This is a genomic window from Streptomyces sp. NBC_00045 (genome assembly GCF_045041095.1).
Taxonomy (GTDB): domain Bacteria; phylum Actinomycetota; class Actinomycetes; order Streptomycetales; family Streptomycetaceae; genus Streptomyces.
Genome location: NZ_CP108271.1, coordinates 1,032,934 through 1,053,026, shown reverse-complemented (window position 1 = coordinate 1,053,026; position 20,093 = coordinate 1,032,934). Strand labels below are relative to the sequence as shown.

The window sequence follows — 20,093 nt, the reverse complement described above, 5'->3', positions numbered from 1 at the left end:
CTGCGTTCCCGAAATATCGAGCAATGTTGACGGTCGCGAAATTTTCGGGATAACTTGCACCGCATCTCCCCCTGCTGCTCCCCGATCGAGGTGCCGCCCCATGGAGCTCTCCCCTTCCGCGCATGCCGACTCCTTCTGCAGAGACCGGCTGCCGGCCTTCTCCCTCTGGCCCGAACTCAACTTCGAACTACCCGAGTTGGCCTACCCCGACCGCCTCAACTGCGCCGGACGCCTGCTCGACGAAGCCGTCGAGCGCTGGGGTCCCGACCGCCCCTGTCTACTGACCCCGACCGAACGCTGGACCTACGGCGAGCTCCAGCAGCGCGCCAACCAGGTCGCCCAAGTGCTCACCGAGGACTTCGGCCTCGTGCCCGGCAACCGGGTCCTGCTGCGCGCCCCGAACAACCCCTGGCTCGTGGCCGCCTGGCTCGGCGTCCTCAAGGCGGGCGGCGTCGCCGTCACGACGATGCCGCTGCTGCGCGCCGCCGAACTCGCCGAGCTGTGCGAGATCAGCCTCCCGACCGTCGCCGTCTGCGACCACCGCTACACCGGCGAGCTCGCCGACATGGTCGGCCCCGGTGACGGCACACTGCCGGTCCTCGCCTACGGCGGCCCCGAGGGCACGGACCTGACCGCGCGCTGCGCGGCCAAGGGCGGACGCTTCCTCACGGTCGCCACCGCCGCCGACGACGTGGCGCTGATCGCCTTCACCTCCGGTACGACCGGCCGCCCCAAGGCGACCCTGCACTTCCACCGCGACGTCCTCGCCAACGCCGACACGTTCTCCCGGCACGTCCTCAAGCCCCGACCCGACGACGTGTTCACGGGTACGCCGCCGCTCGCCTTCACCTTCGGTCTCGGTGGGCTCGTGGTCTTCCCGCTGCACGCCGGGGCCGCGACCCTGCTGGTCGAGCAGGCGACCCCGGAGCAACTGGCAGAGCTCGTCGCCGCGCACGACGTGACCGTCCTGTTCACCGCGCCCACCGCCTACAAGGCGATCATGGCCGTCGGCGCGGTGGACCGACTGGCCGGGCTGCGCCGCTGCGTGTCCGCCGGAGAGGCGCTGCCCGCCGCGGTGTGGGAGGAGTTCCACGCCGCGACCGGACTGCGGATCATCGACGGCATCGGCGCCACCGAGATGCTGCACGTGTTCATCTCCGCGGCCGACGAGGACATCCGGCCCGGCGCCACCGGCCGGGCCGTGCCCGGCTACCGCGCCGCCGTGGTGGACCAGCGCGGCGACCCCGTCCCCGACGGACAGCCCGGCCTGCTCGCGGTCACCGGGCCCACAGGTTGCCGCTACCTCGCGGATCCGCGGCAGACGGTGTACGTCAGGAACGGCTGGAACATCACCGGTGACACCTTCGTCCGCGATGCGGACGGGTACTTCTGGTACGTCGCCCGCAGCGACGACATGATCGTCTCCTCCGGCTACAACATCGCCGGCCCCGAGGTCGAGAAGGCCCTCGCCGCGCATCCGTACGTCGAGGAGTGCGGGGTCGTCGGCGCCCCCGACGAGCGGCGCGGCATGGTGGTCAAGGCGTACGTGGTGCTCGGCGCCGGGGTCCCGGCCGACGAGGCGACGGTCCGGGAGCTCCAGGCCCACGTGAAGGCGTCCATCGCCCCGTACAAGTACCCGCGGGCCGTCGAGTTCGTCGAGCGGCTCCCGCGCACCGGTACCGGCAAGCTCCAGCGCGGCGAACTGCGGGATCGAGCCAGGGCCTCGGTCCCGGCACCGCCCGCCCCGGCGCGATCCGCCGTGGTGCCGCCCGCTCCGGAGCAACCCGCTCCGGAGCAACCCGCCGTGGTGCCGTCCGCCCCGGGGCGGTCCGCCTCGCCCGACGCCGACGGAGGCTGCGCCGCGGGGTGCCCCGAGGCCCTCGTCCCGCACCTGCCCGGCGTGGTCATCGAACGCCGCGTGGAGTGGCCCGACACCGACGCCGCCGGGCACTACCACCACTCGACCGTCGTGCGCTGGGTAGAGGCGGCCGAAGCCGTGCTGCTGCGCCGTTTGGGCCTGGCCCACCTCTTCGGCAGTACCCCGCGCGTCCACTTCGAGGCCGACTACCGGGCCCGGCTCTGGTTCGGCGAGGCCGTGCGCATCGAGCTGAGCGTCGCCAAGGTCGGCGCCAGCTCCCTGCACTACGTGTTCACGGTCCACGGCGAGGAGGGCGTGGAGGCCGCCTCCGGGCGGATGGTCATCGCCCACTCCGCGTCCCGCGCGACCGGGACCACGCCCTGGCCCGCAGACGTGCGCGAGGTGCTGACGAAGTCGGGCCCGCAGGCACCTGAACTCCTCGCGAGAGATGTAGAGCATTGTTGACGACCGCAAAATCAGCACCATATGTTGTTCCGGAACCACGAGGAGGTACGCCGTGCGCGTAGCAGTCATCGGAGGGGGGCCCGGCGGCCTGTACTTCGCGGCCCTGGCCAAGCAGCTCTCCCCCCACTGGGACGTCACCGTCTGGGAGCGCAACGCCCCCGACGACACGTTCGGCTTCGGTGTCGTCTTCTCCGACGAGACCCTCGACGGCATCGCGCAGGCCGATCCCGGGATCTACGGGGCCATGTCGGCGGAGTTCGCCCGCTGGAGCGACATCGACGTCACCCACCGCGGCCGCACCCTCACCTCCGGCGGCCACGGCTTCGCCGCCCTCGGCCGCCGGCAGCTGCTGCGGATCCTCCAGGAACGCTGCGCCGCCCTCGACGTCGACGTCCGCTACCGCACCCAGGCCCCGCCCGCCGCCGAGCTGGCCGCTGCGTACGACCTGGTCGTCGCCTGTGACGGCGTGCGCTCCGCCACCCGGGCCGCCTACGCGGACGTCTTCGAGCCCGACCTGGACGAACGCTCCGGCCGCTACATGTGGCTCGGCACCGACAAGGTCTTCGAAGCCTTCACCTTCCTCGTGGAGGAGCGGGACTTCGGCACCCTCCAGGTGCACGCCTACCCCTACGACTCCACCCGCTCCACCTTCATCGTGGAGATGGACGAGGCCGCGTGGCGGCGCGCGGGCTTCGCGGAGTTCGCCGACCGCGACCACCCGCCCGGCACCAGCGACCTCGACAGCATCCATCGCTGCGAGGAACTGTTCGCCGGCCACCTGGACGGACACCGGCTGCTCCCCAACAACTCCAAGTGGCTGCGCTTCACCACCGTGCGCAACCGCACGTGGCGGCACGAGAACGTGGTACTCCTTGGCGACGCCGCGCACACCGCCCACTTCTCCATCGGCTCCGGCACCAAGCTCGCCATGGAGGACGCCCTCGCCCTGGCCGCCTGCCTGCACGAGCACCCGGACGTGCCCGGAGCGCTCGCCGCGTACGAGGACGAGCGCCGCCCGGTCGTGGAATCCACCCAGCGCGCCGCCCAGGCCAGCCTCGAATGGTTCGAGAACATCGGCCGCTACACCGGCCAGGAACCGCCCCAGTTCGCCTTCAACCTGCTGACCCGCAGCCGCCGCGTCACCTACGACAACCTGCGCGAGCGCGACGAGGAGTTCACCTCCGCCGTCAACTCCTCCGCTCCCGTGCCCCCGATGTTCCGCCCCTTCCCGCTCGGCGGGCTGCTCCTGCGCAACCGGGTCGTGGCCCCGCCCACCGCACTCGGCACGGCGCGGGACGGCGTCCCGGGGGACTTCGACCTCGTCCACCTGAGCACCCGGGCCGTCGGCGGCAGTGGACTGGTCCTCGCCGGGATGACCGCGGTCAGCGCCGCCGGCCGGGCCACCCCCGGCTGCCCCGGCCTCTACACCGACGAACAGGAGGCCGCCTGGCGGCGGATCACCGACTTCGTCCACGGCCAGTCCGACACCTGCCTCGGCATCCAGCTCACCCACGCCGGCCGCCGGGCCGAAGCCGGGGAGGAGCCTCCGATCGCCGCGTCCGCGCTGGCCTGGGACGAGCGGAGCCCGGTACCGCGCGAGGCCACCCGCGCCGACATGGACCTCCTCGTACGGGACTTCGTCCGGGCGGCCCGGCGCGCCGACCGGGCGGGCTTCGACGTACTGGAACTCCAGTACGGGCACGGCCAGCTGCTCTCCGGGTTCCTCTCGCCGCTGACCAACCTGCGCACCGACGAGTACGGCGGCGGCCTCGCCGGGCGGCTGCGCTTCCCGCTCGAAGTGTTGGCCGCAGTACGGGAGGTGTGGCCCGCCGGCAAGGCACTGCTCGTGCGGATCTCCGCGGCCGACTGGGCCGAGGGCGGCCTGAGCGAGGCCGATGCCGTGGCCGTCGCCCGGGCCCTCGCCGAATCCGGCGCCGACGGGATCGACGTCTCCACCGGCGAGGTCGTCGCCCACGAGCGGCCCCGCTACGGCCGCAGCTACCAGACCCCGTACGCCGACCTGATCCGCAACGCCACCGCAGTGCCCACCATCGCCGTCGGTGCGATCTCCACGTACGACGACGTGAACTCGATCGTCCTGGCCGGCCGGGCCGACCTCTGCGGGGTGGGCCGCGCCCAGCTGCACGACCCCCTGTGGACCCTGCACGCCGCGGCCGCCCAGGGCTACCAGGGCCCCGCCGCGCCCTGGGCACCCGCTTGGAGGGCGGGCAGCGGCAGACCGCCCGCCGCCCGCACCGATCGGGTCCCGCCGCGCCTGGACCTGCTGCGGCAGCCTGCCGCCCCGGTGCACCAGCGCTGGCTGCCGCGCCCCGCCGCCACCCCGGCCCACTGAGGAGCCCCATGGAGACCCCGCCCCTGCACCACTTGCCCCGCTTCACGGCGGCGGCCGTCCAGGCCTCGCCCGTCTACCTCGACCCCGCCGCGACCGTCGACAAGGCCGTCGCCCTGATTGCCGAGGCCGCCGCGGTGGGCGCCGAGCTCGTCGTCTTCCCCGAGGTGTTCGTCCCCGGCTACCCCTACTGGAACTGGACGATGAACCCCGTCCAGGGCTCGCCCTGGTTCGAGCGCCTCCAGCGGGCCTCGGTCGACGTACCCGGCCCGTACGTCGACGCCCTGCGCGCGGCGGCCCGCCAATACGGGGTCGTCCTCGTCATCGGCGTCAACGAGCGCGCCGCGCACAGCCTCGGCGTCCTCTACAACACCCTGCTCACCATCGGCTCCGACGGCGAACTCCTCGGAGTGCACCGCAAACTGGTGCCGACGTGGGCCGAGAAGCTCACCTGGACCGGCGGCGACGGCAGCTCCCTGCGCGTGCACTCCACCGCCGTCGGCCCGCTCGGCGCCCTCGCCTGCGGCGAGAACACCAACACGCTCGCCCGCTTCGCCCTGCTCGCACAGGGCGAACTCGTCCACGCCTCCTGCTACATCGCACTTCCCGTGGCCCCGGCCGACTACGACATGGCCGACGCCATCGCCGTCCGCACCGCCGCCCACAGCTTCGAGGGCAAGGTCTTCTCCGTCGTCGCCTGCTCCACCGTCTCCCCGGAGATCGTCGACCTGCTCGCCGGGGACGACGAGGACCTGCGCGCGATGTTCCAGCGCCCCCGCAGCGCCCTGTCCGGGATCTTCGGCCCCGACGGCCGCCCGGTCACCGAACCCCTCGTCGACGAAGAGGGCATCGTGTACGGCGAGATCGACCTCGGCCGGTGCATCCAGCCCAAGCAGATGCACGACATCACCGGCCACTACAACCGCTTCGACATCTTCCGCCTCGAAGTCGACAACCGCCCGCGCCTACCGGTGACCTTCACCGCGCCGCCCGCGGGACCCCTTGCCACCAACGCTGAGGAGGACTCATGACCGCCGCCCAGGACGACACCGCACTCGGCCGCGCCCGCGTCACCGACACCCCGGAGCTCACCGCCTACTACGGCGAACTCGACGCCCTGGATGCAGGGGCCCTGTGGACCGTCGCCAACGACATCGAGCCCTGGTACCCGCAGCCCAAGTCGGTTCCGGTGCTGTGGCGCTACGAGGAGCTGCGGCCCCTCGTCCACAAGGCGCTGCCGCTGGTCAAGGCCGATGACGCGGGCCGCCGCGTGGTGATGCTGGTCAACCCCGGCCGCCGGGACGTCAGCGCCGCGGTCGGGCTCCTCTACACCGGCCTGCAGATCATGGGCCCGGGCGAGGCCATGACCGCCCACCGCCACCAGGCCGCCGCCCTGCGCTTCGTCCACGAGGGAACCGGCGCCTGGACGATCGTGGACGGCCAGAAGCTCAGGGTCGGCCCCCGCGATTTCGCGATCACCCCGGGCGGCACGTGGCACGAACACGGCAACGAGTCCGACGACGTCCCCGTCATCTGGCAGGACGGACTGGACATTCCCCTGGTCAACGCCCTCGACGCAGGCTTCTACGAGGTCCACCCCGAGCTGCACCAGACGCCCGGGAAGGTGGTCAACTCCTCGGTGCTCAGCTACGGCGCGAACCTGCTCCCCTACGGGGCGGACCAGTGGACCCGCCCGTACTCGCCGCTGCTCGCCTGGCCCTGGGAGCCCACGTACCAGGCCCTGCTCGGCCTCGCGAAGGCGAGCGAGGGCTCCCCCTACGACGGGATCATCGCCGAGTACACCAACCCCGTCACCGGCGGCTCCGTGATGCCCACCATGGGCGCCCACATGCAGCTGCTGCGCCCCGGGCAGGCCACCCGCGCCCACCGCCACACAGGCTCGGTGATCTACACGGCGGCCAAGGGCCGCGGCTATTCGGTCATCGCCGGAAAGCACTACGACTGGCAGCAGGGCGACATCTTCTGCGTCCCCTCCTGGGCCTGGCACGAGCACGCGAACCTCGATCCCACCGAGGACGCCTGCCTCTTCTCCTTCAACGACTTCCCCGTCATGCGCTCGCTCGGCTTCTACCGCGAAGAGGTGTACCCCGACAACGACGGCCACCAGCCGGTGCCGGCTGCCACCCCGACCGCCACCGCCTGACCCCGAGGAGCCCCACCATGCGTCTGCTCACCTTCACCACCACCACCGGCGACGGAGTCCCGCGCCTCGGCGCCGACGTCGACGGCCTCGTCCTCGACCTCGGGGTCCTGGCCGACCACGCCGCAGTGGACATCCCGCGCGACCTGCTCTCGTTCGTCCAGGCGGGCCCCGCCGCGCAGGAAGCCGCCCGGCGCCTCCTCGACGCCGATCCCGCCGCCCGCCCGGCCGGGGCCGTCCACCGGCTCGAAGACGTCACCCTGGCCGCGCCGCTGCGCCCCGGCAAGATCATCGGGGTCGGCCTCAACTACGTCGAGCACGTCGAGGAGTCCAGCCGCAGCTTGGACACCGACAAGGAACTCCCGCCCCGCCCCGTCCTGTTCAGCAAGCCCGCCACTGCCGTCACCGGCCCGGGCGCGCCGATCCTGCACAACGCGGGCCTCACCCAGCAGCTCGACTGGGAGTGCGAACTCGCCGTCGTCATCGGCCGCACCGCGTTCCGGGTGAGCGAGGAGGACGCGTACGAGTACGTCTTCGGCTACAGCATCGTCAACGACATCAGCGCCCGCGACCAGCGCCGCTCCGGCCAGTGGTTCTTCTCCAAGGGGCAGGACTCGTACGCGCCGTTCGGCCCGGTCGTGGTCACGGCCGACGAGATCCCCGACCCCATGGCCCTGGACCTCTCGCTACGCGTGAACGGCGTCACCAAGCAGAAGTCGAACACACGGCACATGCTGTTCCCGATCGCCCGCCTCATCGCCGACATCAGCTCCGGCGTGACCTTGGAGCCCGGCGACGTCATCGCGACCGGATCACCCTCCGGCGTCGGCGCCGGCATGGTGCCGCCGGAGTTCCTGGTCCCGGGTGACACGGTCGAGGCCACCGTCGAACGCATCGGCACCCTGGCCAACCCCGTCACCGACGCCCGCTGACAGTCCGCCCCACCGCCCGCCCCGCCCGCGCCGCACCACCGAGGAGCACCCGTGCCACCCCGCACCTACCGCATCGGCCAGATCGTGCCGAGCTCGAACGTGACCATGGAGACCGAGGTGCCCGCCATCCTGCGCGCCCGTCAGACGGTCCTGCCCGACGAGAGGTTCACCTTCCACTCCAGCCGGATGCGCATGACCCATGTGACCCCGGAACAGCTCAAGGCCATGGACGCCGACTCCGACCGCTGCGCCGTGGAACTCTCCGACGCGCGCGTCGACGTGCTCGGCTACGCCTGCCTGGTCGCGATCATGAGCATGGGCCTCGGCTACCACCGCAGCGCGCAGCAGCGGCTGCACACCCGTACGGCCGAGAACGGCGCCGCCGCACCCGTCGTCACCAGCGCGGGCGCCCTCGTCCACGGACTGCACACCATCGGCGCCCGCAAGATCGCCCTGCTCGCCCCGTACATGCGCCCGCTCACCGGGACCGTCGTGGACTACCTCGCCCACGAGGGCATCGAGGTCCTCGACTACACGGCCCTCGAAATCCCGGACAACCTCGACGTCGCCGCCCACGATCCGGCCCGGCTGCCCGGACTCGCCCGCGCGCTGGACTACGCGGACGCCGACGCGGTCGTGCTCTCCGCCTGCGTGCAGATGCCCTCCCTGGGCGCCATCGAGGAGGCCGAACAGCTCCTGGGCAAGCCGGTGGTGTCCGCGGCGGTCTGCACAGCCCACCAGATGCTGCGCGCCCTGGGCCTGCCGGCGGTGGCGCCCGGGGCGGGTCACCTGCTCTCCGGGGCGTACGCGGAGGCGCCGCTGCCGCGGTAGCGGACGGGGCGGCGGGGCAGGGGCCACGGGGGAGGGGCCACGGGGGAGGGCTCGCGGGGGAGGGCTCGATATGATCGCGACCGCTCACAACGGAAGGCGATCATGTCGGACAGTCCCCTCAGGCCCAGCTCGTTGATCAACACGGTCTACGGGGCGTTCCTGCGCCGCCTCGGCGGCTGGATCTCCATCGCCGACCTGATCACGCTGATGGGCGAGCTGGACGTCGACGGACCGGCGGTGCGGTCGGCGATCTCGCGCCTCAAGAAGCGCGGCGTCCTCGAACCGGAGCGCCGGGGTGCCACCGGGTACCGGCTCAGCTCGGCCGTGCACCCCGTCTTCGACGAGGGCGACCGCCGCATCTTCGCCAGTCTCGAACCCGCCGACCTGGCCGACGGCTGGGCCATGGCGGTGTTCTCCGTACCGGAGTCCGAGCGCTCCCACCGCTACCAGCTGCGCACCCGGCTGACCTGGCTCGGCTTCGGCAACATCGCCCCCGGCGTGTGGCTGGCCCCGGGACGGCTCCTCGACGACGCCCGCGGAATGCTCGTACGGCTGGGCCTCAGCGAGTACGTGCATCTGTTCGCCGCCGACTACGCCGCCTTCAGCGACCTGAAGCAGACGGTCGGCGACTGGTGGGACTTCCCGGCGATCCAGACGCAGTACGCGGCCTTCACCGACACCAACGCCCCCGTCGCCGCACGCCTCGCGGCGGAAGGCGAACCCGGCCCCGCCGAGGCGTTCCGCCACTACGTACCCCTGCTCACGCAGTGGCGCCGCCTCCCCTACCTCGACCCGGGCCTGCCGACCGAACTCCTGCCGCCCGATTGGAACGCGGTGGCGGCCCGCCGGCTCTTCCAGCAGCTCCACGCGATCCTCCAGACCCCCAGCCTCCACCACGTCCAGGAGGTCACGGGCCTGCAGGAGGCCACCCCCTAGGGCACGAGGACGATCTTGCCCTGTACCCGGCCGGTTTCGCTGAGCTCGTGGGCCTTCGCGGCCTCGGCGAGCGGGAAGGCCCCGGCGATCGTGGGGCGCACGCCGTGGGTGTCGACGAGTTCGGCGAAGGCGGTCAGCACGGCGGGGGTGGGCTCCAGGAAGAACTCCACGAACCGTACGCCGAGTTCGGCGGCGCGCGCCGTCACCTCGGTGCGGTCCACGCCGACGCCGACGACGTCGACGAGGATGCCGCCCGGCTTGAGGGTGGGCAGGCTGCGCGGGCCGTAGTCGTTGCTGACGGTGTCCAGCACCGCGTCGATGCCGCGCAGCGCCGAAAAGTCCTCCACCGTGTAGTCGATCAGCTCGTCGGCGCCGAGTCCGCGCAGGTAGTCGTGCTTGGCGGAGCGGGCCGTGCCGATGACGTACGCGCCCCGGGCCTTGGCGATCTGCACGCCGAGGTGGCCGACCCCGCCGGCCGCGCCGTGGATCAGCACCCGCTGGCCGGGCCGTACGTCCGAAAGGGTCACCAGAGCCTGGTGGGCGGTGAAGCCGGAGATCGGCAGGGCGGCGGCGCCGACGTGGTCGAGGGTGCGCGGCTTGGGCGCGATGCGGTCCTCGGTGACCACCACGTGGTCGGCGTGGCTGCCGTGCGGCGGGACGGTCCAGCCGTAGACCTCCTCGCCCACCGAGAAGCGGACCGCTCCCTCGCCGACGCCCTCCACGGTGCCGCTGAACTCGTGGCCGAGCACGAACGGCGGCGGCCCGAAGAAGTCCACCTTGCCGGTGCGGACCTTCCAGTCCGCGGGGTTCATGCCGGCGGCCCGGACCCGGACCAGGACCTCGCCGGGGCCCGGGGAGGGGAGGGGAACCTCGGCGAGTTCCAGCACGTCGGAGCTGCCGAGTGTCTGCTGTGTGATCACGCGCGTCGTCGTCATGCGGATCAGTCTGACCCTAACGATCATGGATCGAAACCGGATTGGCCCGGTCCGCAATTCCTAGGGCAGCGGCGCGATGGTGTACGTCGGGACCGACGGGTCGCCGGGTCCCGGCTTCCACGGCGTCCACTCCGGCATCGGGACGTGCGTCGGCGCCGACGGCGGGTGGGGGCCGCGGTTGGGGTTCTGCGGGATCTGCGAGGTGCGCGGTGGGGGCGGGGACTTCGGACGGGCGCCGGGGGTGGCCGCGGGGTCCGGGGTCTCGTCCGGCTCCGTGGAGGCGGCGGGCGTCGGCGTGGGAGTCGGGGACGTCGCGGTGGGTGGGGGCGGCGTCGGGCTCGCGCCAGGTGCCGGCGGGTGCGGGTCCGGCCGCGCCGGGGACGCGCCGCCGGAACAACCGGTGAGCAGCAGGCCGGCCGCCAGCAGTGCGGTCACGGCCCCCGGTATCGCGCCGCGAGGGCTGACGCCCACCGGCCACCTCCTGGGACGATGATGATCTGGTCAGTGCGCCGAGATCGTAGCTCAGGCCTGAGCGAACGCCCCCGGTCGGATGATGGTCACGCCGGGCCCGGGCGCCGTGCCCATCGCTGCCAGGGCTGCCGGAGCCGCGTCGAGGGAGATCGTCCGGGTGATCAACAGGTCGGGCCGCAGCGTCCCGGACCGGACCAGCTCCAGCAGCGGCGGGTACGCGTGCGCCGCCATGCCGTGGCTGCCGAGGACCTCCAACTCCCAGCCGATCACCCGCTCCATCGGCAGGACCGTTTCCCCTCCCGCTGCCGGCAGCAACCCCACCTGCACGTGCCGGCCCCGCCGGCGCAGCCCCGCCACCGACGCCGCCGCGGTCACCGGCGAGCCCAGGGCGTCGAGCGAGAGGTGCGCGCCGCCGTCCGTCACCTCCCGAACCGCGTCGGCCGTACCGCCCGCCCGCGCGTCCACGCAGTGCGCCGCCCCGAACTCCCGCGCCAATTCCAGCGCCCCCGGCGCCGTGTCCACGGCGACGACCCGGGCTCCGGCCGCCACGGCGACCATCACGGCCGACAACCCCACCCCGCCGCAACCGTGCACGGCGACCCACTCGCCCGGCGCCACCCGCCCCCGCGCCACCACGGCCCGGAACGCCGTCGCGAACCGGCAGCCGAGCCCGGCGGCCGTCGCGTACGAAAGCTCCTCCGGCACGGCCACGAGATTGACGTCGGCATGCTCCAGGGCCACGTACTGCGCGAAGGACCCCCAGTGCGTGAACCCCGGCTGCGTCTGCCGCGCGCACACCTGCTGGTCGCCGGCCGCGCAGTCCGCGCAGCTCCCGCAGGCGCAGACGAACGGCACGGTGACCCGGTCCCCGGGCCGCCAGGCGACGACCCCGGAGCCCACCGCCTCCACCACACCGGCGAGTTCGTGTCCGGGCACGTGCGGCAGCACGACGTCCGGATCGTGCCCCATCCACCCGTGCCAGTCGCTGCGGCACAGCCCCGTCGCCTCGACGCGCACCACGACCCCGCCCGGGGACGGACTCGGATCGGGCACTTCGCGGACCTCGGCCGGCCGGCCGTACTCCTCGAACACCACCGCGCGCATGGGACCGCCTTCCACTCGACTGCCCGCACGCTACCCCGCGGCCGGGCTGTCAGGGGGCGCCCGTACCGGCCCGGGCGAGCGCCACGACACCCCCGCAGATCAGCGCCACGCCCAGCAGTTGCGGCAGCACCCACCAGCCGGCCCGCAGGTGCTCCTCGTACAGGGTCACGCCCAGCGCGATGCTGACACTCGCGTCGCCCAGCGTCAGGGCGGGCTGCGAGGCCACCAGCGGCCCGCCCTGCACGGCGTGTTCGAGCAGCAGCACGGCGCAGATCCCGGTCGAGGCGAACGCGTACGTCTGCCATGCCGTCAGGAACGCGCCGATCCCGTTCTCGGTCAGCACGTACACGGAGTGCTTCATCAGGGCGGCCGTGAGCGCGTAGCAGACGGCGGTGGCCGCGCCGAGGCAGCCGGCCCGGGCGCGCCCCGGCGGGCGGCGCAGCCCGGCCGCGGCCAGGCCCGCGACGACGGCCGCGCACACCGCGAGCGCCGGGATCCACCGGTCGATCGGCACGTGCGTCCGGTTCCCGGCCGGGGAGGCCGCGGCCAGTGCCACCCCGAGCCCGGCCACCACCCCCGCCACGGCCAGCCACAGCGCACCGGGCAGCCGCCGCCGGGCCAGCAACGAGGCGATCAGCAGCGCGAGCGGCAGTTCCAGTACGAACAGCGGTTGTACGAGGACCAGCGCGCCGGTGGCCAGCGCCGCGGCCTGGCCCACCCCGGCCGCGATCACGGCCAGGATCCCGGCGATCCACACGGGCCTGTGCAGCAGGTCGAGGACGAGGCCGAAACGGAAGCCCTTGCTCTGCGGCACGGTGAGCGCGGCCCGCCGCTGGAGCACGGTGGCCAGCGCATTGCTGAGCGCCGCGAACAGCGCGAAGAGGACCGGCACCACGACGCCCATCCGCCGATCCTCACGGCGCCCGCCACACCCACCCGCCGCCGACACGCCCCGCCGGCGCGGATTCCCCCGCCCGCCGTGACGGTGCCTCGTACCCGCAGGCGTTGGGCCGGGCAGCGGGCACGTTCGCCGCCGGTGTCACCGTCGTCGCTGCGACGGCGAGCGCCGTCGCGAACGCGATCGGCCAGGGGCCCCGGGCAGCCGGGTCCGCACGGTCCCGCCCGCCCCGCGGCGTTCTCCCGGCTACCGTTGGGAGATGCCCAGGGCACCGCACCTCGCTGCGTTGTCGGGCGCGCCCCAGTACGTTCGGTAGGCGGGCGGCCCTCCGCCGCGCGAGGCACGGCGCCACATGGTCTAGCGGCCGTCCCGGCCTGCGGCGGCCCGGTGCAGGGCCAGGGCCGCGAGGGCCTCCGGCGCGCCGGCCTGGCCGCGGATGCCGGGGAAGGCGTTGACGTCGACGATCAGCGGGGTGCCGTCGCCGGTGTCGATGAGGTCCACCCCGTAGACGTCGAGCGCGAACACCTCGCCGGTCCGGCGGACCACGTCCGCCCAGCCGGGCGGCAGTTCGGCCAGGGCGAGCGGCCGCGTTGGACCCCGGCCCCCCGGTGCGAGCTCGGAGCGGCGCAGGGCGGCGAAGATCCGGTCCCCGATGGCCCACAGCTTGTGGTCCCAGCCGCTGTTCGGCGCGAACTCCTGGACCACGACGGGCTCCTGCGGCCAGGCTTCGGCCAGCGCGTGCAGCCGGGCCGCGTCGTCGACCCGGGCGACGAGGTCGTGCCTGCGGCTGTGCCGGCTCTTGACGACCAGGGGCGGGCCGCCGAGCGGCGCGCCGGCCGCCCAGGTCGCGAGGGAGTCGTACGTACGGGTGCCCGCGAACGGCAGACCGGCGCGCAGGGCGAGCTCCGCCATCTCGGTGCGGTCCTGGCAGAGCGTGGTCGCAGCCGCCGAGTTCAGCACCGGGGCCCCGCGCCGCTCCAGCTCCCGTGCGAGGTCCAGCGCCCGCGGTGTCCGCGACTTGAGCAGGTACGCGTCGGCCAGGTCCTCGGGGGCGTCCCCCTCCGCGCCCGGATCCAATGAATCCACCCGGTGCCCGGCGGCTTCGAGCAGCGCCGTCGCGGCGGCGAGCAGCGGATGGCCGGGCTCCGGCGTGACGAGGCAGATCCTCACAGCGCCGCCTCGCCGGCCCGCGCGGGCGACTGCACGGGGCCTGCCTGCACGGGGCCCGCTTGTACCGGAGTCCCGGGGGCGGAGGATGCCTGCAGGGGAGACCCCTGGGCCGGGATCGGCAGCGGCAGGCCGTGGGTCCGCGGGCGGCCGCCGGCCGCCGGCTGTGCCGTCGGGCTGCCCGCCCGCGCCAGCCCCAGCACGGCCCGTGCCACCCGGGCCGCAGCGTCGGGGACCTGACGGAAGCTCGGGAAGTCGTTCACGTCCACCACCACGGGCCCGTCCGGACCCAGCAGCACGTCCACCCCGTACAGGTCGAGCCCGTACACCGCGCCCACCTGTGCGGCGATCGCCGCCACCTCGGCCGACAGCGGCACGCGCCGTTCCCGCACCGCCGGATCGGGATGCAGGGGAGAGCAGCGCTCGGTGGCGAACAGCTCCCCGCCGACCCCGTACACCTTGATGTCGGTGCCCGAGTTGGTTACGTAGGGCTGCGCGATGAGCATGTGCTCGCCCGCCAGCCGCGGGAGCAAGGCTTCGAGCTCGGCGGGCGAGGACACCAGGTGCACGGCCCGCCCGGAGCTGCCGTCCGCGGGCTTGACGACGAGCGGGTACTCCGCCGCCGGTACCTCCCGCAGCAGTTCCGGCTGCGCCGCGGCGTACGTCGGCGGCATCGGGAGCCCCCGGGTCCGCCCGATGGCCGCGGCCAGCGCCTTGTCCCGTACGCCGCGGATCGACCGGGCGTCGTTTACGGTGGTCATCCCGGCCGCGGCCGCGGCTTCGAGCAGGGTCAGCCCGGGCCCGCCCGACACGGTTTTGAGCACCCAGGCGTCGTGCGTGCCCGAGCCCATGACCTCGCTCATGCGCAGCAGCGAACCACCCGGCCGCACGACGTCCACCCGGTGTCCCCATGCATTGAGTTGCCGGATCACCTCGTTCGGCATGCCGTCGTGGCGGTAGTGCTCCTCCACCAGGAAGCTGAGCCTCATCGACCTTCCCCATATTCCCCGGACGTCCGCCGATCCCGTCCGGCGAGTTGTGACGTCACAGGATGTCATGGACCGCAATGTGATGATCGGTCCGGATGGGGATGGAGACCGCGCAACCGCCGGGCGCACGTCACTCGTGGTGCGTGACCGCCACGAGTGCCGCGTCCCGCACCTCCGGTTCCGCGTGCCGCCTCAGCCCCCGCAGCAGCGCGCGCCACTCCGGCGGCCAGCCGAGGCGTCGGCCCAGGGTAGCGGTGAGGGCGACCGCGAACATCCCCGGTACCCGCGCCCCGTCCCGTGCGAGAGCGCCTACGGCCGCCAGGACCACCTCCGGGTCCCCGACCCGGTCGCCGTGCAGGTTCCCGTCGCGCAGCGCGTTCGCCGTCGACACGGCCAGCCCGGGCCGGCCCTCGTGGGCCGCGACCAGGTCGTCCAGGGCCGCCCGCAGCGCCGGGAGCTCCGCGCGCAGGTCGACCGAGCGCCGCAGCAGCGCCACGCGGGCCGTGGCCAGGGCGGGTTCGCCGGCGAGCTGGCGCACCAGGGCCGCACGCCGCCCGCGGTGTTCCTGGGCGAGGCCCTGGCTCAGGAACCGCAACCGCTGCAGGGCCGGCAGATCCCGCTCCGCCTCGGCCTCCGGGTCACCACCGGACCGTACGACGGCCAGCAGTTCGTCCACGGCGCGGTGGAACTGGCTTCCGGGCTCGCCGCCGCCGACCGGGTGCGGCAGTCCCGAACCCGCGATCCCCTCCAGCGCCGCCGCCGCTGCCTTCCAGCCGGGGTGCGGCGTCAGGTCGCAGACCGCCAGCCGTACGGGGTCCGCCGCCTCGGGCGCGTACGCCACCCAGCCCGGCAGCGCGGCGACCGCCCGTCCGGCCACGGACCGGTGGGAGGAGGAGGCGAGGAGCGCCACCAGGCGGGCGTAGCGGGGCCGGTGGTGGTCCGCCACCCGCAGCGGCGGGACCTGCGCGATCACCGCCCCGGCCTCCTCGGTGCCGCTCGCCGCCGCCGTCTCCAGCAGGTTCCAGGCCTCCCCGGTCTCCAGCAGCCCGATCGCGAGGCTCACGGCCGCGGTCACTACGTCGGGGTGGCAGTCCGCGTCGCCGGCGAGCCGCCCCAGTAGCGCCGCGGCCCGGTGGGGCGGCAGGAACCGTACGGTCAGCCGGGCCGCCTCCTTGCGGCTGGTCACCTTGACGCCCGACGAGCCGCCCAACAGCCCGTCCAGCAGCTCCGCGAGCCGGGCCGGCGCGGTGCCCGCCGCGGCCCGCCCGGCGGCGTACACCGCGACGTGGGCGTGGTCGTCGCCCGCGTGCGCGAGCAGTTCGGGCAGGAAGGCGGCCGGTTCCGCCGTCCGGGCCGAGGCGGCGAGCGCGGTCTGCGCGAGCAGCGTGTCCGCCGAGCGTGCGTACCGTCGTACGAGCTCCGGCCCGTGGTCGGGTATCCGCGCGGCGTCCCGCAGGACGATGGCCCGGTCGTAGACCGCCCTGGACTCGTCGCCGACGGCGACCTCGGCCAGCCAGGCGGCCTCCTCCTGCTGGCGCGGCACCCACCGGTCCGCACGCTCGAACCGGGGGAGGGGCCGGGCGGTGCCCTCCTGCAAGAACCGGCCGTACGGCGGGCGCGCGGCGAGTACGCGGTCCAGCAGATCGGTGCGGTGCGCGGAGAGGACCTCCAGTACCGGCGCCAGCGCGACCGCCGAGGGTTCCTGCTCCAGCAGCTCGGCCACCCGCTCGCGGCGCGTCGCCGGGTCCGCGAGCCACACCCGGACGAGCTGGGGGAACACCCCGTCGGTGCACCGCCCGCGGGCCTCGCCGAGCATCCGCTGGAGCTCCGGCATGCGGCGGCACCGGTCCCCGAGGTAGCCCGCGAGAGCGAGCAGCGGCTGGTGGTCGCCCTCGCCCGCGCGGACGTCGAGCCAGGGCCGCACGGCTTCGAAGATCCGCTGCTCCCGGCCGCGCGGCAGATCGCGGCCCGGCGCGCCGAGTACGAGGCGCCCGGTGCGGACGGTGACTTCGCGGAGGGTGCGCAGCGCCCAGCCGAGTGGTGCGGGGCCGGCGGCCTGGCCCTCCAGCACGTTGAACACCAGGCGGTCCAGGGCCCGGCGCGTCTCGGCGGAGCAGTCCCGGGCTTCCAGGGCGTCCACGGCGATCCGGTCCAGGTGGGCGACGGACGCCTCGGGGGCCAGCAGCGGCACCGGCACCCCGGCCAGCGCCGCGAGGACGCCGGCGCGCACGGGGTCGCGGTCGTTGCGCAGCCGGCCCGCCATCGGTCCGAGCACGTCGGCCAGGGCTTCGGCGTCGTGCGCGTGGACCGCGTTCTCGACGAGCCGGACCCAGGCCACCCGGCGGGTGTCGGCGTCGGAGCTCCGCGTCGCGGCAAGGAGTTCCGGCCGGGCCTCCTCGACCGGAAGGTGCGAGGCCGCTTCGAGCAGCCGCTCCACCGGCCACGCGTCGCGGCGGGCACGCTCCGCGCGGCACCGCGCCTCGCGCTGGCGGCGCTCGCGGGGGAGCACGGCCAGGACCGCGTCGGGGATCAGCCCGTCGGGAGCGGGCGCGTGCTCGGTGGCCGCGTCGTGGAACGCCTCGCGCCGGTCCGCGGGCAGCGCCTTCACCAGCGCGGCCAGGTGCGCGGGGCGGCCCGCCCAGCGGCGGCCGAGGGCGGGCAGGGACGGGGGATCGGCCAGGACGAGCCGCCGCAGCAGGGGCTGCGGAAGGAGGTGTTCGTAGTGCCCGGTCCCGCGTGCGGGCGCGGTCAGCCAGCGTACGAACCGCTCGGCGTCCACCGCGACCAGGTGCCGGGCCCGGTCCTCCAGGGGCCGGGGCAGCCGCACCGGACCGTACTGCTCCAGCAGCGCGAGCACGCGCTCCGGCGCGGCGGGCAGGGCCGCGGCCACGCCCGGAGCCCGGCGGTGCCACCAGCTTTCGCGCAGGCCCTCCGGCAGTTCCGCGAGTTCGCTCGCCGCCTGGTCCAGCACCGGGCCGGGATGACTGCGGCCCAGCCGCGCCCACCGGGTGACGGCGTGCGCCAGCTGCGGCAGCAGCCGGGAAGCGAACTCCGGTCCGCAGGCCGGGAGGAGGGCGGCGGCCTCGCCGTCGCCCCACTGGGCCCGCAGGACGGGAGTCAGACGTTCCGCGAGCTCCCGGCGCTCACCCCGCAGCACGGCGAGGGCCAGGTCCCCGCGGATTTCGGCGGAGGCGTCGTCGTACGCCGCCTCGATCGCCCCGTCCGGCACGGGCAGGGTGTGTACGGCCCGCAGGGCGTGGGAGCGCACCAACGGGTCCGGGTCGGCCAGCCGCTGCGCCAGGTACTCCGTCTGTTGTGCCGCGAGCGCCGCGAGTGCGGCCAGCCGCTGCTCGTAGCGGCCGAGTCCGGCCAGCCCGTCCAGTACGCCGGACAGTTCGCCGGTGCGGGCGAGATCGCGGGCGGTGGCCGTGAGCAGCCGCAGCCGGTCGGTGTACGGGAGCGGATCGAGGTCGGCGAGCAGGCGTTCGGCAGGGTGCGGCATGCGGACAGTGTGCCCACCGGGGCCGACGGGGCGGAAACCGGTTTCCCGGCGACCCGCTTACGGGCGAGAGCCCGGGCAGCCGACCCACGGCCGCCCGGGCTCCTCGAAGCGCCCGCCGGCTACACCGGCATGGGCACGGACACGAACCGCTTGCCCGAGTCGTTCTCGACCAGGACCTCCTTCACGTTGGCGGGGTCCACCGCCGCCGACCCGTCCAGCGAAGCGCCCTTGCCCTCGCCGTTCTGGCTGCCGACGACCCAGCTGCCGGCCGGCGTGCGCTTGCCGTCCCGCCCGACCACGACCAGCATGCAGCGCTCGCCCGGCGGAATCCCCGCCACGGCCGCGTGCACCCGGACCCACTTGGCGGCGGGCGTGACCTGAACGGTCATCCGCGCACCGGTAGTCGCATCGGTCGCCGCGGCCACCTTCGTGCCGGCCACCGGGGGTGACGGCGCCGCCGTGACCGTGGGCGTGGGCTGCGGAGGCTGTGCCACCACCCCGCCGTCCGCGGAGCCCAGCTGCGCCCCGGCCCAGAACACGGCGGCCAGCGAGGCCGCCGCGGCCAGTCCCGCGACGCCCCAGCGCCGGCGTCGCTCCCCGGCCGCCTCGCCCCGCACCTGCCGCAGCGTGCGCTGGAGCAGCAGGTCACCGCCCTGCGGCGGCCCGTCGAAGAAGGCCTCCACAGGCACCTCTCCCAACGCCGCTTCCATCTCGCGCAACGCGGCCACCTCCTCACGGCACTGCACGCAGCCGCTCATGTGTTCCTCGACCCGGCGGACGTCCTCCGCCTCCAGGACGCCGAGAACGTACGGGCCGAGCAGTTCCTCCTCGTGCCGCTGCCGGTTCATGCCACCACCTCACGCAGTCCGGCGGGCCGCTGGGGCGGCCTGCCCATTCGATTGCCCTCCTTGGTACTTCCTTGTCGGAACACCTCGCGCAACGCCTTGAGCGCGTAGTGCGCGCGGGATTTGACCGTGCCCGCCGGAATGCCGAGGCTGTCGGCCGCCTCGGCCACGCTCAGCTGGCGGTAGTACAGCTCCTTCAACACGTCCCGGTGTTCGGGGGACAGCTGGTCCAGGGCCCCCAGCACGGTCATCGTGTCCACGATGGAATCGGCGTGGTCCAGCTCGACCGGCGGAGCGGCGGCCGCCCCCGAAACCTCCGCGGGGCGCGCCGCCTTGGCCCGGTAGCGGTCGGTGATGATGTTGCGGGCCACCGTCAGCAGCCAGCCGCGCACCGAGCCCTTCCCGTTGACCAGGACCTCGGAATGCCGCCAGGCCCGGATGAGGGTTTCCTGAACGACGTCTTCGGCGGTGGCCCGGTCTCCGGTCAGTCGGGTGGCGTAGGCGAGCAGGGCGTGGCCGTGCTCCTCGTACACCGACCTGATCAGTGCCTCATCGGTCGAGCCCCGCCGCGTGCGGGGCCACAGTGGTCCGGCCATCTCACCTCTCCGTCTTCCTCGCCCATCTGGTGCGGACAGAACACGCTCCTGCG

16 protein-coding genes and 1 pseudogene are annotated in these 20,093 nt (G+C 74.1%); 8 read left to right on the top strand and 9 right to left on the bottom strand.

Going from position 1 to position 20,093, the window contains the following annotated elements; genetic code table 11:
* Positions 1–100: 100 nt before the first annotated feature.
* From OHA65_RS05050 to OHA65_RS05015, 8 genes and pseudogenes are all read left to right on the top strand, one after another.
* Positions 101–1,732, top strand: a pseudogene (locus OHA65_RS05050) (AMP-binding protein); the annotation flags it as partial.
* A gap of 27 nt (positions 1,733–1,759) precedes the next feature.
* Positions 1,760–2,323 (top strand): acyl-CoA thioesterase, encoded by a 564-nt coding sequence (locus OHA65_RS05045; protein WP_328765124.1) that lies wholly within the window; start codon positions 1,760–1,762, stop codon positions 2,321–2,323.
* Positions 2,324–2,375: 52 nt separating this feature from the next.
* Entirely contained in the window at positions 2,376–4,676 is a 2,301-nt protein-coding gene (locus OHA65_RS05040; RefSeq protein ID WP_405761325.1) for an FAD-dependent monooxygenase, read from the top strand.
* Positions 4,677–4,684: 8 nt separating this feature from the next.
* The gene (locus tag OHA65_RS05035) at positions 4,685–5,704 is read left to right on the top strand and encodes a carbon-nitrogen hydrolase family protein (protein WP_405754657.1); all 1,020 of its coding nucleotides are present in this window, start codon (positions 4,685–4,687) and stop codon (positions 5,702–5,704) included.
* Positions 5,701–6,837 (top strand): cupin domain-containing protein, encoded by a 1,137-nt coding sequence (locus tag OHA65_RS05030; RefSeq protein WP_405761322.1) that lies wholly within the window; start codon positions 5,701–5,703, stop codon positions 6,835–6,837. Before OHA65_RS05035 ends, OHA65_RS05030 begins: the two co-directional genes overlap by 4 nt.
* 17 nt (positions 6,838–6,854) lie before the next feature.
* A complete protein-coding gene (locus OHA65_RS05025; RefSeq protein WP_327281876.1) occupies positions 6,855–7,766 on the top strand; it encodes a fumarylacetoacetate hydrolase family protein in 912 nt (303 codons plus the stop codon).
* 105 nt (positions 7,767–7,871) lie between these two features.
* Positions 7,872–8,597 carry an Asp/Glu racemase gene (locus tag OHA65_RS05020; RefSeq protein ID WP_328765123.1) on the top strand — a complete coding sequence of 242 codons (726 nt, stop codon included), beginning with the start codon at positions 7,872–7,874 and terminating at the stop codon, positions 8,595–8,597.
* 102 nt (positions 8,598–8,699) lie between these two features.
* Positions 8,700–9,533 carry a PaaX family transcriptional regulator C-terminal domain-containing protein gene (locus OHA65_RS05015; RefSeq protein WP_328761724.1) on the top strand — a complete coding sequence of 278 codons (834 nt, stop codon included), beginning with the start codon at positions 8,700–8,702 and terminating at the stop codon, positions 9,531–9,533.
* Here the strand turns inward: OHA65_RS05015 and OHA65_RS05010 are convergent.
* The 9 genes from OHA65_RS05010 to OHA65_RS04970 form a co-directional block, all read right to left on the bottom strand.
* Positions 9,530–10,468, bottom strand: coding sequence for an NADP-dependent oxidoreductase (locus tag OHA65_RS05010; RefSeq protein WP_405761320.1), 939 nt, complete (start codon positions 10,466–10,468; stop codon positions 9,530–9,532). The two genes, OHA65_RS05015 and OHA65_RS05010, sit on opposite strands and share 4 nt — an antisense overlap.
* 60 nt (positions 10,469–10,528) lie before the next feature.
* Positions 10,529–10,939, bottom strand: a complete 411-nt coding sequence (locus OHA65_RS05005; protein ID WP_327281873.1) for a hypothetical protein — start codon at positions 10,937–10,939, stop codon at positions 10,529–10,531.
* Positions 10,940–10,990: 51 nt separating this feature from the next.
* On the bottom strand, positions 10,991–12,043 hold the full coding sequence (locus OHA65_RS05000) for a zinc-dependent alcohol dehydrogenase family protein (protein ID WP_328761722.1): 1,053 nt from the start codon (positions 12,041–12,043) through the stop codon (positions 10,991–10,993).
* 49 nt (positions 12,044–12,092) lie between these two features.
* On the bottom strand, positions 12,093–12,947 hold the full coding sequence (locus OHA65_RS04995) for a DMT family transporter (protein WP_327281871.1): 855 nt from the start codon (positions 12,945–12,947) through the stop codon (positions 12,093–12,095).
* 351 nt (positions 12,948–13,298) lie between these two features.
* The gene (locus OHA65_RS04990; RefSeq protein WP_327281870.1) at positions 13,299–14,111 is read right to left on the bottom strand and encodes an alpha-L-glutamate ligase; all 813 of its coding nucleotides are present in this window, start codon (positions 14,109–14,111) and stop codon (positions 13,299–13,301) included.
* On the bottom strand, positions 14,108–15,097 hold the full coding sequence (locus tag OHA65_RS04985) for a RimK family alpha-L-glutamate ligase (RefSeq protein ID WP_405761316.1): 990 nt from the start codon (positions 15,095–15,097) through the stop codon (positions 14,108–14,110). The genes OHA65_RS04990 and OHA65_RS04985 overlap by 4 nt, the downstream gene beginning before the upstream one ends.
* A 130-nt stretch (positions 15,098–15,227) precedes the next feature.
* Entirely contained in the window at positions 15,228–18,599 is a 3,372-nt protein-coding gene (locus OHA65_RS04980; protein ID WP_405761313.1) for a hypothetical protein, read from the bottom strand.
* A gap of 119 nt (positions 18,600–18,718) precedes the next feature.
* Positions 18,719–19,447 (bottom strand): zf-HC2 domain-containing protein, encoded by a 729-nt coding sequence (locus OHA65_RS04975; protein WP_327281867.1) that lies wholly within the window; start codon positions 19,445–19,447, stop codon positions 18,719–18,721.
* Complete coding sequence (locus OHA65_RS04970; protein WP_054221182.1) at positions 19,444–20,040, bottom strand: sigma-70 family RNA polymerase sigma factor; 597 nt, start codon at positions 20,038–20,040, stop codon at positions 19,444–19,446. The genes OHA65_RS04975 and OHA65_RS04970 overlap by 4 nt, the downstream gene beginning before the upstream one ends.
* Between the last annotated feature and the right edge of the window lie 53 nt (positions 20,041–20,093).